15 protein-coding genes are annotated in these 14,991 nt (G+C 64.7%); 2 read left to right on the plus strand and 13 right to left on the minus strand.

Annotated features, from left to right (window positions below; translation table 11 throughout):
- Positions 1-4 precede the first annotated feature (4 nt).
- The gene (locus tag B9Z03_RS25100) at positions 5-1,003 is read right to left on the minus strand and encodes a sugar ABC transporter substrate-binding protein (RefSeq protein WP_085466732.1); all 999 of its coding nucleotides are present in this window, start codon (positions 1,001-1,003) and stop codon (positions 5-7) included.
- Positions 1,004-1,030: 27 nt separating this feature from the next.
- Positions 1,031-2,005: an ABC transporter permease gene (locus tag B9Z03_RS25105; RefSeq protein WP_085466733.1), complete on the minus strand. Its 975-nt coding sequence runs from the start codon at positions 2,003-2,005 to the stop codon at positions 1,031-1,033.
- 247 nt (positions 2,006-2,252) lie between these two features.
- Between B9Z03_RS25105 and B9Z03_RS25110 the strand changes: the two genes are divergently transcribed.
- A complete protein-coding gene (locus tag B9Z03_RS25110) occupies positions 2,253-3,182 on the plus strand; it encodes an AraC-like ligand-binding domain-containing protein (protein WP_244561937.1) in 930 nt (309 codons plus the stop codon).
- 24 nt (positions 3,183-3,206) lie between these two features.
- Here the strand turns inward: B9Z03_RS25110 and B9Z03_RS25115 are convergent, their stop codons facing one another.
- From B9Z03_RS25115 to B9Z03_RS25160, 10 genes are all read right to left on the minus strand, one after another.
- Positions 3,207-3,995, minus strand: coding sequence for an enoyl-CoA hydratase/isomerase family protein (locus B9Z03_RS25115; RefSeq protein ID WP_085466735.1), 789 nt, complete (start codon positions 3,993-3,995; stop codon positions 3,207-3,209).
- A gap of 47 nt (positions 3,996-4,042) precedes the next feature.
- Entirely contained in the window at positions 4,043-4,849 is an 807-nt protein-coding gene (locus tag B9Z03_RS25120; protein ID WP_085466736.1) for an SDR family NAD(P)-dependent oxidoreductase, read from the minus strand.
- Positions 4,849-5,658 (minus strand): SDR family NAD(P)-dependent oxidoreductase, encoded by an 810-nt coding sequence (locus tag B9Z03_RS25125; protein WP_176247634.1) that lies wholly within the window; start codon positions 5,656-5,658, stop codon positions 4,849-4,851. Before B9Z03_RS25125 ends, B9Z03_RS25120 begins: the two co-directional genes overlap by 1 nt.
- Before the next feature lie 10 nt (positions 5,659-5,668).
- Positions 5,669-6,349 (minus strand): nitroreductase, encoded by a 681-nt coding sequence (locus B9Z03_RS25130; RefSeq protein ID WP_210191385.1) that lies wholly within the window; start codon positions 6,347-6,349, stop codon positions 5,669-5,671.
- Positions 6,349-7,401, minus strand: a complete 1,053-nt coding sequence (locus tag B9Z03_RS25135) for a phosphotransferase family protein (protein WP_085466739.1) — start codon at positions 7,399-7,401, stop codon at positions 6,349-6,351. Before B9Z03_RS25135 ends, B9Z03_RS25130 begins: the two co-directional genes overlap by 1 nt.
- Positions 7,398-8,639 carry an acyl-CoA dehydrogenase family protein gene (locus B9Z03_RS25140; protein WP_085466740.1) on the minus strand — a complete coding sequence of 414 codons (1,242 nt, stop codon included), beginning with the start codon at positions 8,637-8,639 and terminating at the stop codon, positions 7,398-7,400. The genes B9Z03_RS25135 and B9Z03_RS25140 overlap by 4 nt, the downstream gene beginning before the upstream one ends.
- Positions 8,640-8,680: 41 nt before the next feature.
- The gene (locus tag B9Z03_RS25145; protein ID WP_176247635.1) at positions 8,681-10,318 is read right to left on the minus strand and encodes an AMP-binding protein; all 1,638 of its coding nucleotides are present in this window, start codon (positions 10,316-10,318) and stop codon (positions 8,681-8,683) included.
- 126 nt (positions 10,319-10,444) lie between these two features.
- Entirely contained in the window at positions 10,445-11,500 is a 1,056-nt protein-coding gene (locus B9Z03_RS25150) for an MDR family NADP-dependent oxidoreductase (protein ID WP_085466742.1), read from the minus strand.
- Positions 11,488-11,979 carry a VOC family protein gene (locus tag B9Z03_RS25155; protein ID WP_210191386.1) on the minus strand — a complete coding sequence of 164 codons (492 nt, stop codon included), beginning with the start codon at positions 11,977-11,979 and terminating at the stop codon, positions 11,488-11,490. The genes B9Z03_RS25150 and B9Z03_RS25155 overlap by 13 nt, the downstream gene beginning before the upstream one ends.
- Entirely contained in the window at positions 11,979-12,767 is a 789-nt protein-coding gene (locus B9Z03_RS25160) for an SDR family NAD(P)-dependent oxidoreductase (RefSeq protein ID WP_085466743.1), read from the minus strand. Before B9Z03_RS25160 ends, B9Z03_RS25155 begins: the two co-directional genes overlap by 1 nt.
- A 93-nt stretch (positions 12,768-12,860) precedes the next feature.
- Between B9Z03_RS25160 and B9Z03_RS25165 the strand changes: the two genes are divergently transcribed.
- On the plus strand, positions 12,861-13,271 hold the full coding sequence (locus B9Z03_RS25165) for a VOC family protein (protein ID WP_176247636.1): 411 nt from the start codon (positions 12,861-12,863) through the stop codon (positions 13,269-13,271).
- A 50-nt stretch (positions 13,272-13,321) separates the two neighbouring features.
- On the opposite strand, the gene B9Z03_RS25170 is transcribed toward B9Z03_RS25165, so the two are convergent.
- Positions 13,322-14,875, minus strand: a complete 1,554-nt coding sequence (locus tag B9Z03_RS25170) for a long-chain-fatty-acid--CoA ligase (RefSeq protein ID WP_085466745.1) — start codon at positions 14,873-14,875, stop codon at positions 13,322-13,324.
- Between the last annotated feature and the right edge of the window lie 116 nt (positions 14,876-14,991).

Raw genomic sequence — 14,991 nt, forward strand, 5'->3', positions numbered from 1 at the left:
TGCGTCAGCCCTTGGTGGGCATGTCCCAGCACGACGCCGCCGTCATGTTGTCCTTGCGCAGGAAGTTGAGCGGCGTGAAGAGCGTCGTCTTGGTGGTGCCGGCGGGCTGCTTCAGCTGCAGCAGCTGCTTGATCATGGTCGCCATGTCGCGCGCCTGGCCGGGCACGAAATACACCACCGATTCGGAATAGGTGCCGTTGGCGAGGCCGTCGCAGACCATCCGGTTTCCGCCACCCTGCGTCAGCAGGTAGACATTCTTGCCGGACTCCTTGATCGCCGCCGCCGTGCCGACGTCCATCACGTCCCAGAATCCGGTGATGGCGCACAGATCCGGATGCTGCTGGATCACGGTCGCTGCGATGTTCTTGGCCTTGGTCGCGTCCCAGTCCGCCGCCTGGTTGGAAACGAGCTGGATCTCGGGATGCTTCGACAGGACGTTGTTGATGCCCTGCATCTGGTAGATCGAGGCCGCCGCCGTCAGCACGCCCTGAGTGATCGCAACCTTGCCAGAACCGCCCTTGGCCGGCGAGCAGACCTCGACCAGCCGTTCGCCGATCTGCTGACCCATGCCGACATAGTCCGCGCCGACGAACACGTCGGTCGAGTAGCTCGAACGCATGTTCACCTGCACCACGTAGATGCCGGCCTCTTCGGCCTTCTTCAGAAGGCGCGCGTAGGACTGAACATCGGGATTATGCACCACGATGACGTCCGGTTTCTCGGCGATCAGGGTTGTGATCGCCTGCGCGCCGGCATCCGTCGACCAGTTCGGATCGCGGATGTCGAAGGTCACGCCCAGCGGTTCCAGCGCCTCCTTCAGGCCGGCTGCCCAGCCTTCCGTCAGGTCGAAGCCCATCGCCACGGGAACGTAGGCGACCTTCTTGCCGACGAAGGACTCGTAGTACGGCGCGCGGGTCGGGTCGTCGATACCCTCCTGTGCATGAATGGTCCCGCCGCACAGCGCGAGCACCGCGGCGAGTGCTGCTGTCTTGATCAGTCGCATGGTCTTCCTCCCATTGTTGACTTGGCTCTAGATGTCGCCCTGCTGAGCGGTCTGCTCGTCGCGGGGGTTCAGGATCGTGTCGATGACGATGGCCGTGAGCAGGATCGCGCCCTTGATCACGTTCTGGACGGTGTATTGGATGTCCATGATCGTCATGCCGTTGAGCAGCACGCCGATCAGCAGCGTGCCGACGATGACGTTGCGGATGCCGCCCTTGCCGCCGGACAGGCCGATGCCGCCGAGCACCACGACCAGGATCACGTCGTAGACATAGGTCGAGATTGCCACGCGCGTATTCATCGAGGCCACGGAGGCCGCCGTGATGATGCCGGCGAGATAGCCGATCAGCGAGGACAGCACGTATTGCATCACGACTGTCGGCCGGGTGGGCACGCCCGTGATGCGCGCGGCCAGCATGTTGTCGCCGACCGCGCGAAGATAGCGGCCGGACTTGGAAAACCTCAGAAAGGCGTGGCCCGCCAGGCATACGCCCGCGAAGAGGTAGATGGGCACCGGAACGCCAAGCACGGTCCCCTGACCGAGCCACAGCAGAGGCCCGCCGGCCGGGGGCATGTAGACGACGTCGAGATCGAACAGGAAATAGCGGCCGAACCCGTAGACCAGCGTGCCCATGGCGAGCGTCGCGAAGATCGCGGGGATCTCGACATAGGCGACGAACCAGCCATTCAACGCGCCGATCAAGAGGCTGAAGGCGAGCCCGATCGCGATCGCCTGGGGCAGCGGCATCCCGCCCGCGATCATGCTCAGTGTCCAGGCGACCGAGATCGCCATCAGTGCGACGAGAGACAGGTCGATGCCGCGGCCAATGACCACGAGGCCCATCGCCACGCCGAGAATGCCGAGGATCGAAACGCTGCGCACCAGGTTGAGCACGTTGTTCGCGGTCAGGAAGCCGGGCAAGGCCACGGCGAATCCGACGCAGAGAAGCAGCGCCAGGCCGAAGACGATCTGCTCCTGGCTCAGCCGGCCGAACACCTGCATATCCGCTCCTCCCAAAGACGGCGCCGACGATCGGATCCGTCGGACGGGGCAAAGCTAGCGACGCTCCGAAACGGCTTCTTTCACCTCCGCGCAAAGCTTTTCTCTGAGAGCGCAGACACTGCCAGACCGCTGGACGCCGTCTCTCGCGAGGGATAAGCTTCCTTGATTGGCTGGGACTGTCGCGGCTCGGGAGGAGCTGTCATCGCCCAGTGGGCTTCGTTCACGGGTGGAGGGGCCCTTGGACCTGATGTTCGACACGCAGAGCCTGCCGCAGGCGCAGCGCTATACCGCGTGGCGTGATGCTATCTGCGACGTTTACGTCAATGTCGACGTGGCCGCGACCAGGCCGGAGGACTACCGTGGCTTCATACGCGAGGCCCGGTTCGGAGAGGTCGTCATGACCGACATTCTTCTCTCCGAGCAGCGCATTCGCCGAAATCGCCAGCACATCGCCCGCCTCGACAAGGACTGCTACTATCTCCAGCTGGTCCACAGCGGCAACTTCAGCGTCATCCAGCGGGGTTCGACGCTGCGGTCGAATGCCGCCCGAGGTGCCATCTTCTGCGCCAGCGAACTCTACGAATTGCAGTGCCACGGCGAAGCCCGCTCCTTCTATCTCGAGCTTCCTCGCGACGACTTCGCCAGCCGTTTTGATAAGGACAAGGTACCCGTCTCGGCCCTTATCAACACCACCCAGGGCCTCGGCCGTATTGCGACCGAATTCTGCGCCTCGCTCGCGACGGAAGGCTCGAAACTCGGAGAGGGGATCCGCGCCGGCCTTGGCGACCGGCTGATGGACATGCTCGCGCTGACGCTGCAGTCGGGCCCGGACGACTCGCCCTTAGCCGACGGCTCCGTCAGGAGGGCACGGCTCCTCTCGGTCCAGAATTGGATCGAAGCCCATATAGGCGAGCACGACCTGACACTTGAGCGCATCGCCGTCGCCAACGGTGTTTCGCTGCGCCATCTCCATATGCTCTTCGAAGGAAGCGAGATGACCGCATCGGAATGGATCTGGAGCCGCCGTCTGCAACTTGCCTATGACCGCCTGGCGCGAGGCGACCGCCGAACCATCACCGCCGTCGCCTACGATCTCGGGTTCAACAGTTCCGCGCACTTCTCGACCTTGTTCAGGCGCAAATACGGTATCTCGCCGCGCGACCTCCTGCACAGGTAGCGAACGCCCAGGCCGAAACGGCCTTCAACGTCCGCCGAAGCGAGGCCGGCGCTTCTCGACCAGGGCGGTGATACCGTCCCAGGCGTCTTCGGTGGTGATGAGGCGGCCGATTGCCGCGGCCTCGGCAGCGAGTTGCTCCGTGAGGCTGTTGTGCATGCTGCCGTCGATCAGCCGCCGCGTCTCGCCATAACCGAGGGTCGGACCTGTTGCGAGTCGCTTGGCCACAGCCTCCGCGGTCGAAGCCAGTTCGGCGGCCGGAACCACGCGGTTGACCAGCCCGTTGGCGCGGGCCGTTTCGGCATCCCAGACCTCGCCGAGCAGGAAGAACTCCTTGGCGAGTCTTGCTCCGACACGACGCGTCAGGAAGAACGAGGCTCCACTGTCGGGGCAAAGGCCAATGGTCGAGAATGCCGAGGCAAAGGTCGCGTCCGGCGCCGCGTAGACGAGGTCGCAGCCGGACACCAGCCCGACCGTGCCGCCCGCCGTCGTCGCGTGGACGCTGGCGACGACCGGCGCGTCGCCCCTGGCAAAGAGCTCGATGCCGTAACAGAGATCCTTCAGCATCCTCGTGACGGACGGAGGCAGGGCATTGCGATCCCGCGCGAGAAGCTTCAGGTCGCCGCCGACGCTGAAATACCTGCCCTCCGCGTCGAGAAGCACGGCCCTGACATCCGGATTCCGGTAGCAACACTCGGCGGCATGCCTGAACTCGGCGGCGAATGCCTCATCGATCGGATTGCCGCGTTCCGGCTGGCACATGGTGAGCCGTGCAAGCCCGTCGTCGATCACAAGCCTTATCGCACGCGTTCCCATGACCCCCTCCACATTTACCACGGCGTCTCAGCGGACGGCCGATTTCGTCAGCTCGGATGCAGGACGGCTCCGCCGCACACCGAAATGACCTGTCCCGTCACGTAGCCGGAAAGATCGGTGGCCAGGAATTCCAGCACGTTGGCGAGGTCTTCCGTGCTGCCAAAGCGCTTCAGCGCGATGGCTTCGAGTTGCCGGGGCGTGCCCACGCCCATGGACGGGTCGAGCCGCTTCAGGCGCTCGGTCTCGACGATGCCCGGCGCAATCGCGTTGGCGCGGATTCCATAGGAGCCGAGTTCGGCGGCAAGCGTGCGCGTGAGGTAGGCGACACCCGCCTTCGCCGCGCCATAGACGGCGAGATTGCCGCCCTCCAGCAGCGAAATGCCGGTCTGGGACGAGATGTTGACGATGACGCCGCTGCGCTGAGCCTTCATCGTCGGCGCCACTGCCGCACAGCACAATTGCGCGGATTTCAGGTTCACATCGATGAGATAGTCGAATGCCTCCGGCGTCGTCTCCGTCGCCAGCGTGCCGCTGCCGCGCGCGACCGCGACGCCGGCATTGTTGACGAGGATGTCGATCCGACCAAAGGCGGCGAGCGTCTCCGCGACAAGGCGCTTCACGGCTTCCGGCTCGCGCAGGTCGCCCTCCACACCGATCGAGCGCACGCCCAAGGCCTCTGCCTCGGCCATCACGCTCTCGGCGGTCAGTTCCTCGCCGATACGGGCAGCGCCCTTGAGGTTGACGTCGGCGATGACGATGTCGGCGCCGAGTTTCGCAAGCCTCAGCGCATAGGCGCGGCCGAGGCCGCGCGCCGCGCCGGTGACGATGGCAACCTTGCCCGAAAGCGCGGCCATCAGTTCGGCGCCAGAACCGCGCCGCCATCGGCGCAGATGACCTGCCCCGTCACATACTGCGAGAGGTCGGTGGCGAGGAATTCCAGCACGCCGGCGCAGTCCTCGACGGTGCCCAACCGGCGCAGGGGCAGGCTGTCCGCCTGCGAATTGGTGCCGATGCCGCGCGCGGCAGCCTGGGCCGCGACACGGGCCGTCATGATGATGCCAGGCGCGATGGCGTTGACCCTGATTCCGTGCGGGCCGAGTTCGGACGCGAGGTTGCGGGTGAGCATGGCGACGGCCGCCTTGGCCGCGCCGTATACCGCCAGAAGCCCGCCCGGCAGGATGGAGACGCCGGTCTGGGACGTGACGTTGACGATCACGCCCGACCGCTGCTCCTGCATGATCGGCGCGGCCGCCTGGCAGCACAGCAGCGTCGAGCGCAAGTTGGCGTCCATGAGAAGATCATAGTCCGCCTGGCTCGTCTGCGTCGCCAGAGGGCCGCTGTCGCGTGCGATCGCGCCGCCGGCATTGTTGACGAGGATGTCGACGCGCCCGAAAGCCCGCATCGTTTCGGCGAAGATCCGCTCGACGTCCTGCGGCTTCGACAGATCCGCCTGGACACCGATCGAACGGCGACCCATCGCCTCGATCTCGGCAGGGACGCTGTCGGCGGACAGCGTTTCGTTCCAGTCGCGCGCGCCGTCCAGGTTGAGGTCGGCGACGACCACATCGGCGCCCAGCCCCGCCAGCCGAAGCGCATAGGCGCGACCGAGGCCGCGCGCTCCCCCCGTCACGATTGCGACCTTGCCTTTCAGCGGCTCGTGCATGGGAAAATCCTCACCGATGGAAGACGACGGCCTCGCCCAACGGCGCGCGGCCGACACGGGTTGTGTTGGCGGGGGCGGAGGCGTCCTCGTAGCCGAAGGAGATGCCGTAGAGTATCCGGTGCGTCTCATCGAGGCCGAGATGGTCGCGGATGATCGACGGGTAGAGGCCGAGCGCGCCCTGCGCGCAGCTCGATATGCCCCGCGATGTGAGCGCCAGCATCAACGTCTGCGCATATATGCCGAGATCGACGGCCTCGCGCTCCTCGAATTCGCCAAACATGAAGACGAAGACGGCGTGCGGCGCGTCGAAGAACTGGAGATTGCGGCGATAGGCCCAGTCACGGCCCGGACGATCGTGGCGCTCGATGCCCATCGCGCCGTAGAGCTGCACGGCGGCGTCGATCTGGCGCTCGCGGTAGACGCCGAGAAACTTGCGATCGGCGGTAAAGTCGGGGTCCGGCGCCAAGCCGGAACTCGCGGCCTCGACCATCCTGCGGCCAAGCGCCTTCAGGCTCTCGCCGGATACGACGTGCGAGATCCAGGGCTGAACGTTGCAGTTCGACGGCGACCGCTGTGCGAGTTCGAACACCTCGCGGATCGTCTCCTCGGGAACCTCGCGCGGCAGAAACGCCCGTACCGAACGGCGTCCGGCTATGGCTTCGTCCAGCGTCATGACTGCTCCGTCCGCCATCAAAGTCCACTTCTCTCTGCGATCTGCATGCCGCGCCGGGCATAGGCCCGCGCAAGGAAACGCCCGACGCGCGCCGAATCCGGCAGAGTGCTGTTGCCCAGCTCGCCGCGAACCGCGACGCCGGCGCTGCCGACCGCACCGCGAAACATCGCAAAGACGCGATGGAAGTCCGTCAGCCGTTCGGTGCTGCCCGCATGGCCGTAGTAGGTCTGGAGGTAAGCTTCCTCGGCCGGGATGCCGAGCGCGCTGAGATCCTCGCCGGCAATGCCGCCATTCTCGTCTGGCGCCATGTGCCAGGCCTGCGTGTTGAACGCCACGTCGACGAGCGGGTGGCCGAGCGTCGACAGTTCCCAGTCGAGCACGCCGATCACGCGCTGCTCGGTCGGATGAAACATCATGTTGCCGATGCGGAAATCGCCATGGCATAGCGATAGCAACTGGCTGCCGGGGATGCGCTTTTCCAGCCAGGCGATCATGCGGTCGAGGTCTGGGTTGTCGCCGTCGTCCTTGCGGTACTGCAGCCAGAGCTGCGACCAGCGGCTGATCTGGCGCTCGAAATAGTTGCCGGGCCGGCCGTAGTCGGCCAGCCCGAGGGCCTGGAAGTCCAGACGATGGATCTTCGCCATCGTCTCGCACATCGAGGCATAGGCTTGCGCGCGCTCCTGCGGCGTCAGTCCGGGCATGGCATAGGCAATGTGGACACGGCCCTCCAGCCATTCCATCAGATAGAAGGGCGTGCCAAGGAGGTCCGGATCGGTGTGGTAGTGATAGGCTTCGGGCACCGGAACGTCCGACGCCGCCAAGGCCTTCAGGATGCGAAACTCGCGATCGATCGCATGCGCCGACTTGGCCAGTTGCATCCGCGGCTGCTTGCGCAGCACCGCCCGCCATCCGTCGGCCGCGACGAAATAGGTCGGGTTCGACATGCCGCCCTCGGTTGCGCGGATCGACAGCGAGGCGATCTTGCGCCCAAGATAGTCCGTCAGGAAACGCCGCAACACCTCGGTGTCGAAGTCGAGCGTTTGAGGCGCCGCAGCAAGCGAAGTGTTCACTGCTCGCGTCCGCTGAACTTGAAAAGCGTGTGCGCGATGCGGCGCTTCTGCACCTCCTCGGAGCCCTCGGTGATCCTGTAGCGGCGATGGTGGCGATAGATGTGCTCGAACGGCATGTGGCGCGAATAGCCGAGCCCGCCATGAACCTGCATCGCAAAGTCGGCGGCGCGGCACACCAGATCGTTGGCCTTGTAGTTGCAGATCGAGACCTCGTTGGAGAACTGGGCCGGATCCTGCCGGTCCATCTTCCAGGCCGTGCGGAAGATGTAGTTGCGGATCATCTCACAGTCGGCATGCAACTCCGCCAAGGGGAACTGGATCGCCTGGCGCGTGGCCAGCGGCTCGCCGAAGATGACGCGCTCCCTGGCGTATTTGACAGCTTGCTCGATACAGAACCTCGCGGCGCCGGCGCTCGCCGCGGACTGGCGGATGCGGTTCTCGTGGATGAACATCATCGCGATCTTCAGACCCTCGCCCTCCTTGTGGAGGATGGCCGAATTCGGCACGCGCACATCCTTCAACTCCACCTCCGAATGGTCGGTGGGCATATTGAAGGTCCAGTGGTTCATCACGATCGTATGGCCGGGCGTGCTGGTCGGCACGATGAAGGCGGTGATGCCCTTCGCCTCGCCGTCCTTGCCGCTGGTGCGGGCGAAGACGAGATTGGCCTCGGCGCGGCCGACCTGCGAATTCCAGCGTTTGCGCCCGTTGATGATCCAGTGGTCGCCATCGCGCACGGCGCGTGTCTCCAGCCAGGTCGCGTCGGAGCCGTGGTTGGGCTCGGTCAGCGCAAAGCTCAGATGGCGTTTGCCGGTGATGATACCGTCGATATAGACCTTCTGCTCCTCGGTGCCGTAGCGGGCGATCGCCGGCACGATGGGGAAGTTGCCGACGATCGAGGACTCGTCCTGCAGGTCGTTGTGCAGACCGAGCCCCTTGGCGGCCAGATGTTCGCGGATGGCCGCATTCATGAGGTTACCGGCCCCTTGCCCGCCGCAGCTCTCGGGCAGACAGTAACGAAGATGTCCGGCCTGGTCGGCGAGTTCCTCCATCTGGGAGATTAGGGCGCGCCATTCGTCGGAAGGCCGGCCATCCTCTTCCCAATTGGTGCGCGCATATTCACGGCGATGGTCGAAGAACTTGATGTTCTCCTTCTCCAGCGGCTTGATCTCGGCCTCAATGAAGGCGTCGAGCTCGGCGAGCTTGTCGACGATGGTTTGAGGGAGGTCGAAATCCATGGTGATGCCTTTGAATGCGAGACGAACGGGAGGTGGCCAAGTCAGTCGATGGCGTGCTTGGTCGCCTTGTCCTTGAGCACGAACTTCTGGATCTTGCCGGTCGCGGTGCGCGGCATCGCCTCAATCACCTCGACGGCCTCCGGCCAGTACTGCTTGGCGGCGCCGCTCTGGCCCATCCACTCGCGTAGTTCGTCCATCGAGAAGGACTGGCCCTGCTTCACGACCACGAAGGCGCAGCCGCGCTCGCCCATGCGCTTGTCGGGATAGCCCACGATCGCCGCATCGGTGATGCTCGGGTGACGGTAGAGGATCGATTCGATCTCCGCGACCGGCACGTTCTCGCCACCGCGGATGATGATGTCCTTGGTGCGGCCGTCGATGCGGATGTAGCCATCGGCATCTACGTAGGCGAGGTCGCCGGTGTCGAACCAGCCTTCGGAACCGCGGCCGTCGAGACCCGGCTTCCGGTAGTAGCCGATGAACTGCTGGGCGCCGCGGAAATACAACCGGCCGGTCTTGCCGGTCGGCATGGGCTGCAGATTCTCGTCGGCGATCAGCACCTCGACGCCGTCGACGGGGCGGCCGTCGCTGGATACTGACTTGTCGGCCGCGCGCTCCGGCTCGGTCAGCGAGCCGCCGAGGCTTTCGGTCATGCCCCAGCAAGACGAGACGTTGAGCCCCATCAGCTTGCGCGCATTCTCGATAATGACCGGCGGGATCGGCGCGCCGGCACAGAGGAAGGTTCTCAACGGTGGCTTCGGCGCGCCTTCGCCGACGAGGCGGACGATATCGGCCAGGAACGGCGTTGCGGCGGCCATATGGGTCGCGCCCTCGCGTGCCATGATCTCGACGCCGGCCTTGGGCTCCCATACGTCCGGGAAGACGACCGTGTTGCCATGGTAGAGCGCCTGGACCATCACGGCTGCATAGCCCGTCATATGACCGAACGGGGTCGAGCCGAAGTGAATCACGTCGGAGGTGTGGCCAAGGCGCGAGCCCAGCGCCTTGGCACAGGCCACGAGCGTGTTGAAAGAGTGCATGACGCCCTTCGGCTCGCCCGTGGTGCCGGACGTATACATCAGCACCGCCATCTCGTCGGGCGCGGGAGGCGTGCCCTCGGCGGAGGAAACCGGCGCGGCGGCAGACTTCATGATGAGCTTGTCGAAGGAGCGCTCGCCTTCGCCGTCGACCACGATGATGTGCTCGAGCTTGGGCAGTTCCGGCTTCAGTCCGTCGAGCATCTTCTCGAAATCATGACCGCGGAACACCTTGGGAATGATGATCGCCTTGGTGTCGGCAAAGCCGAGCATGAAGCGAAGCTCGCGCTCGCGGAAAATGTGCATGAGGGGATTGGCGACGGCCCCGACGCGCGCCAGCGCATAGGCCGAGACGACGAACTCCCACCAGTTGGGGACCATCAGGCCGACGACGTCGCCCTTGCTGATGCCGAGCGCGCGGAACGAGCCCGCCGCCTTGGCCACGGCATCGCTGAGTTCCCTGTAGGTCATCACCTTGTTCGGGGCATCGAAGCCCTTGTCCATCCGATAGGCGACGACGGCCTTCTTGTCGGGATAGGAGGCGACCGCCGCATCGAGAAGATTGTCGAGCGTCTTGTCCTGCCACCAGCCCTGCGCACGCATCGCCTTCGCGTGAGCCGCATAGTCGAACTGTCCAGCCATGCCTGCCTCCTCCCTGAAGCCAGCCGAGGTCCGTTTCCTCTCCGGACCATCAAGCATATTGTAATCTAGATTACGATACAAAACCACATCAAACTTGTCCTCGTCAAGCGCGCTCGACGCAACGCACTACGCCTGTGCGCCTTGGCCTTCCGAAATCCGGACGTTGAGCTTGCCGATCTTGCCCGCGCCGCCGCCGGCAAGCGCCTGCGGCAATCGATCGAATCCGTCGAGTTCCGTCGAAGGTGCTATCAGCCGACGATCGCGGAGAAGCTCCGCAAACCGCGCCTCCGCCTCGAGCCGGTGGCAGTAGTGATCGAACACCAGAAGGAAACGGGGCTTGAGAGCCTCTGCGTGGCAATGTGCTCGCAGTTCCTCCGACATGAAGGAATCGTGCCGTTCGGCGGGAACGCCCGGGCGCGCGTCGGCATAGGCGGACAGGTTGCCGAAATGATACCAGCGGGCGCCTCGGCGCATCAGCGGCAAGGTGGCGCGGCTGACATCCCCGCCGACCGCATCGGAATAGACCTGAACGCCGGACGGGCAAGCTGTCCGAAGCGCCTGGGCCATATCAGGCGCGAGATAGTCGACCGCGGCGTCAAGACCCAGCTCGTCGGTGAGCCAGGCGCATTTCTCCGGCCCGCCGCCGATGCCGACCACCCGACACCCCTTCAGCTTCAGCAGTTGAGCGATGATCGATCCGCAGGCGCCCGTTGCGCCCGCCACCACGGCCGTCTCGCCTGCCTGCGCGCGCAGCACTTCCTCCACCCCGAACCATGCGGTCATCCCGGTGATGCCGAGAACCCCGAGCAGATCCTGCTCCGTGTGCCCTTCGCTGCAGCGATGCCAATATTCGTGCCGGTCGTAGGAATTGATGACGGCATAGTCCTGCCAGCCGAAATCGCCGTGCCAGAGATCGCCCACGCGGAACCTCGGATCCGTGCTATCGACGACCTCGCCGATCCCGAAACCGGCCATGACGTCGCCCGGCGCGAGCTGCGGGCGATAGGCCTGCAGAGCGAAGTAGAGGCGGTTCGCCGGATCGATCGACACCAGCCGCACGCGGACCAGTGCCTGCCCCTGGCGCAACTGCGGCACCGGCGCATCGCGCCGTTCGAAGTTCGAGACGGAAAGCGGTCCCTCGAGCGGACGCGCATAGATCCAGCGGCGGTTCAGGGTCGCCATGACGGCATACCTTTCTGCTCACAGAACTGAATGAGATTGCCGTCCTGGTCGTAGAACAGGAACGACTTGCCGGTGACGGCCCACGGCCAGACATAATCCGTCTGGGTCTGGTAGCCGGCGGCGCGGATCCTTTCGAACCAGCCGTCGATATCCTCTACCTGGAAGCCCAGCTCGTGGATGCCGGTATGGCCATACCGGAGATTTTCAGGCGGCGTCCGTTCGATCTTCGGCACGAGCGGGCACTGGAGCTCGATCATCGCCCCGTCCGCCGAGGTGAGCAGTGCCATTTCGGAGCGCGCGCCCTCGACGCCGAAGATATCGTCCAGTGTCTCGGCCGGCATCCGCGTGCCCGGCTGGTCCTTGCGGCCGTCCGGAATGAAGGCACGGTGGGTCAAGGTGAAGCCGAGCACGTCGACCCACAGCCGCAGCGCCTCGTCGATGTCCGCGACAAAGACGCCCATGTGATGGAAGCGCATCATCAGTAGACGAACTTTCCGGCGGGATGGGTCGCCGAGATGCCGCCGTCGACCGGGATGAGCTGGCCATCGACATACGCCGCATCGTCCGAGGCGAGGAACGCGACCACGCCCGCCATGTCGTCCACATGACCTGGCCGCTGCATCGGCGTCAGCATGCCGAGGCGGTCCTCCTTTCCCGACTTGCGCGCCCAGTCGAACATCGGCTGGGTCAGGCCCGTCTCGGTGAGCCCAGGCAGGATGGCGTTGACGCGCACCTTCCTGCCGGCGAAGGCGCAGGCGGCGGTCATGGTCAGGTGGTTCACGCCGGCCTTCGCCGCGCCATAGGCCTCGGTGCCGCCTCGTGCGCGCAGCGAACCCGTCGATGAATTGAGGATGATCGAGCCGCCGCCATGCCCGGCCATGTATCCGCCCGCGAGCTTGCACGCGACAAAGGCAGTGACGACATTGTCCCGGAACATGCCTTCCCACTGCTCGGCCGTCTGCTCCAGGAACGGTCTCACGGAATCGGTGTTGCCCGCATTGGCAAAGAAGATCTCAAGCCCGCCAAGTTCAGCCACGCATCGCTCGATCGCAGCGGCGATTCCGGCTTCATCGCCAGCGTCGGCGATATGATGCAGGCACGTCCCGCCATTTTCTGCCACCAACGCCGCCGTCTCCTTCAGCGGCTCCTCGCGGCGGCCGACGACCATGACACTGGCGCCCTCCTGCGCAAGCCGCAGCGCGCTGGCGCGGCCGATGCCGCTGCCGCCACCGGTGATGATCGCGCGACGTCCCTCCAGACGACCCATGGCGCTCCTCCCTTCGCGTTTCAGGTGTCAGTCATTGTAAAGTACGCAAGATGAAAGTAAACTAGCTATCATATTTTCAGGAGGAGAAACGCAGTGACCGGACAACTCGACCATATTGGCATCTTCGTCGAGAGCCTGGAGAAGGCCATACCGTTTTACCAGACCGTTATCGGGCAAGGAGCACCGGTCATCAAGGAGGTGCCAGAGCTCGGGCTGCGCCTCGCCTTCTTCCACAGGCAGGGCGGCCTGCCCGTCGAGCTGGTGGAGGCTTCCGGCAAGAGCGAGATGAGGCACGGCGATGTCGTCGTCGCGCTGGAGGTAGACGACCTGGAAGCCGAAATCGCGCGGCTGAAGGCGGCGGGAATCAAGGCCTATCACCAGAAACCGACCAAAAACCTGCCGCTCCATCGCGGCTGGATCACCAAGGGCGACGGGCACGGCACGATCGTCGAACTGTGCCCGAAAGGCGAAGTGGAACGCTTCGTGCTGGGAGGCGCGCGCTAGTCGCGCCTCGGTGGCCGGCCGCCCAACCGTACGTGCGGCGATGCCTGCGGCTAGATCTTCTTCGTCCGGCCGGCCCAGAACGGCTCGCGCAGCACGTTCTTCTGCACCTTGCCGGCTGGGCCGACCGGCAGCGGCTCGTCGCGGAAGGTGATGGCCTTCGGGCACTTGTAGCCGCCGATATGTTTACGGCAATGGGCGATCAGCTCCGCCTGGGTCGCGGTCTGTCCTGACTTGAGCACGACGATGCCGTGCACCGCCTCGCCCCACTCTTGCGACGGCACGCCGATGACAGCGGCCTGCATGACCGCAGGGTGGCTATACAGCGCACGCTCCACCTCAATGGAGAAGACATTCTCGCCGCCGGTGACGATCATGTCCTTCACGCGGTCGGCGACGTAGAGATAGCCATCCTCGTCCATGTAGCCGGCATCTCCGGAAAACATCCAGCCGTCGCGCAGCACCACGGCCGTCTGCTCCGCTTTTCCCAGATATTCCTTCATCAGGTAGTCCGACCGCATCGCGATCTCGCCGAGCTGGCCCCGCGGGAGATCGTTGCCGGCCGGATCGACGATGCGGATCTCGACCCCTGGCGACGGCTGGCCGCAAGCGCCGATGCGGTGCGCCTTCGGCCCGTCGAAGATATGGTCGCGCCAGCGCAGCATGGTGGCGAAGCCGCCGGTCTCGGTCATGCCGTAGATCTGGTAGAAGCGCCAACCCGGCAGCTTGCGCGACGCCTCAGCCATCAATTCGCGCGGCATCGGTGAGCCGCCATAGACGAGCGTGCGCAGGCTCGACAGGTCATAGCGGTCGAAGTCGGGATGGTTCAGCATCATGGTGATCATCGTCGGCACCATGACCGCATTCGTCACGCGGTGTTCCGAGATCGCCCGCATCATCGCGACGGGCTCGAACTTCGGCAGCACGACATGCGTGCCGCCGCTGAGCGTGATGTAGAGCGCAGCGTTCGCGGCGGAGAAGTGGAAGAAGCCGCCGACATAGGCAAAGCTCAGGTCTTCGATATCCGGCAGCATGGCGAGATAGGCAATGCTCGCCTGTGCCAGCGCCTGATGCGTGAAGGCGACGCCTTTGGGATCGCCCGTGGTGCCGCCGGTGTAGAACACGGCATAGAGATCCTCGCCCGCGCGTCCGGCATCCTCCACCGGTTCGGTCGCGGTGATAAGCTCCTCGTAGGACAGCATGCCGTCGGGTATGTCGCCCTCGCCCATGTAGATAACCGCCTTCAGCGGGAAGTCCCTTGCGAGGTCGACTGCCTGTTCGACGAAGTCCGTCCCGACAAACAGCATCGTCGCGCCGCAATCTCTCAGGGCATAGGCATTCTCGGCTTTTGACCAGCGGACGTTCATGGGCGCGAAACAGCCACCAGCATGGGGAATAGCATAGAAGAGCTCGACGTACCGGTCGGAGTTCATCGACAGGACGGCGACGAACTCTCCGGCAGCAAGGCCCAGCTTGCGCAGCGCACCCGCCATCCGCGCATTGCGTTCGGCAAACTCCACCCAACTGCGGCTACGCCCCTCGTAGATCGTCGCGGTCCCTTGGGGATTGAGCGTTTTCGCCTGACGGACGAACTGTGTGATCTGCATGGGTCCTCCTCCCCGCGCAGCAAAGCGCGCTGCAGCGATTGCCTCAATGATTTAGATCGCGACGTATTATCATATTGCATATAGTAAATTAGCATATCAATATGCATTTGATCCCC

The sequence above is a fragment of the Mesorhizobium australicum genome (genome assembly GCF_900177325.1).
GTDB classification, from domain to species: domain Bacteria; phylum Pseudomonadota; class Alphaproteobacteria; order Rhizobiales; family Rhizobiaceae; genus Mesorhizobium_A; species Mesorhizobium_A australicum_A.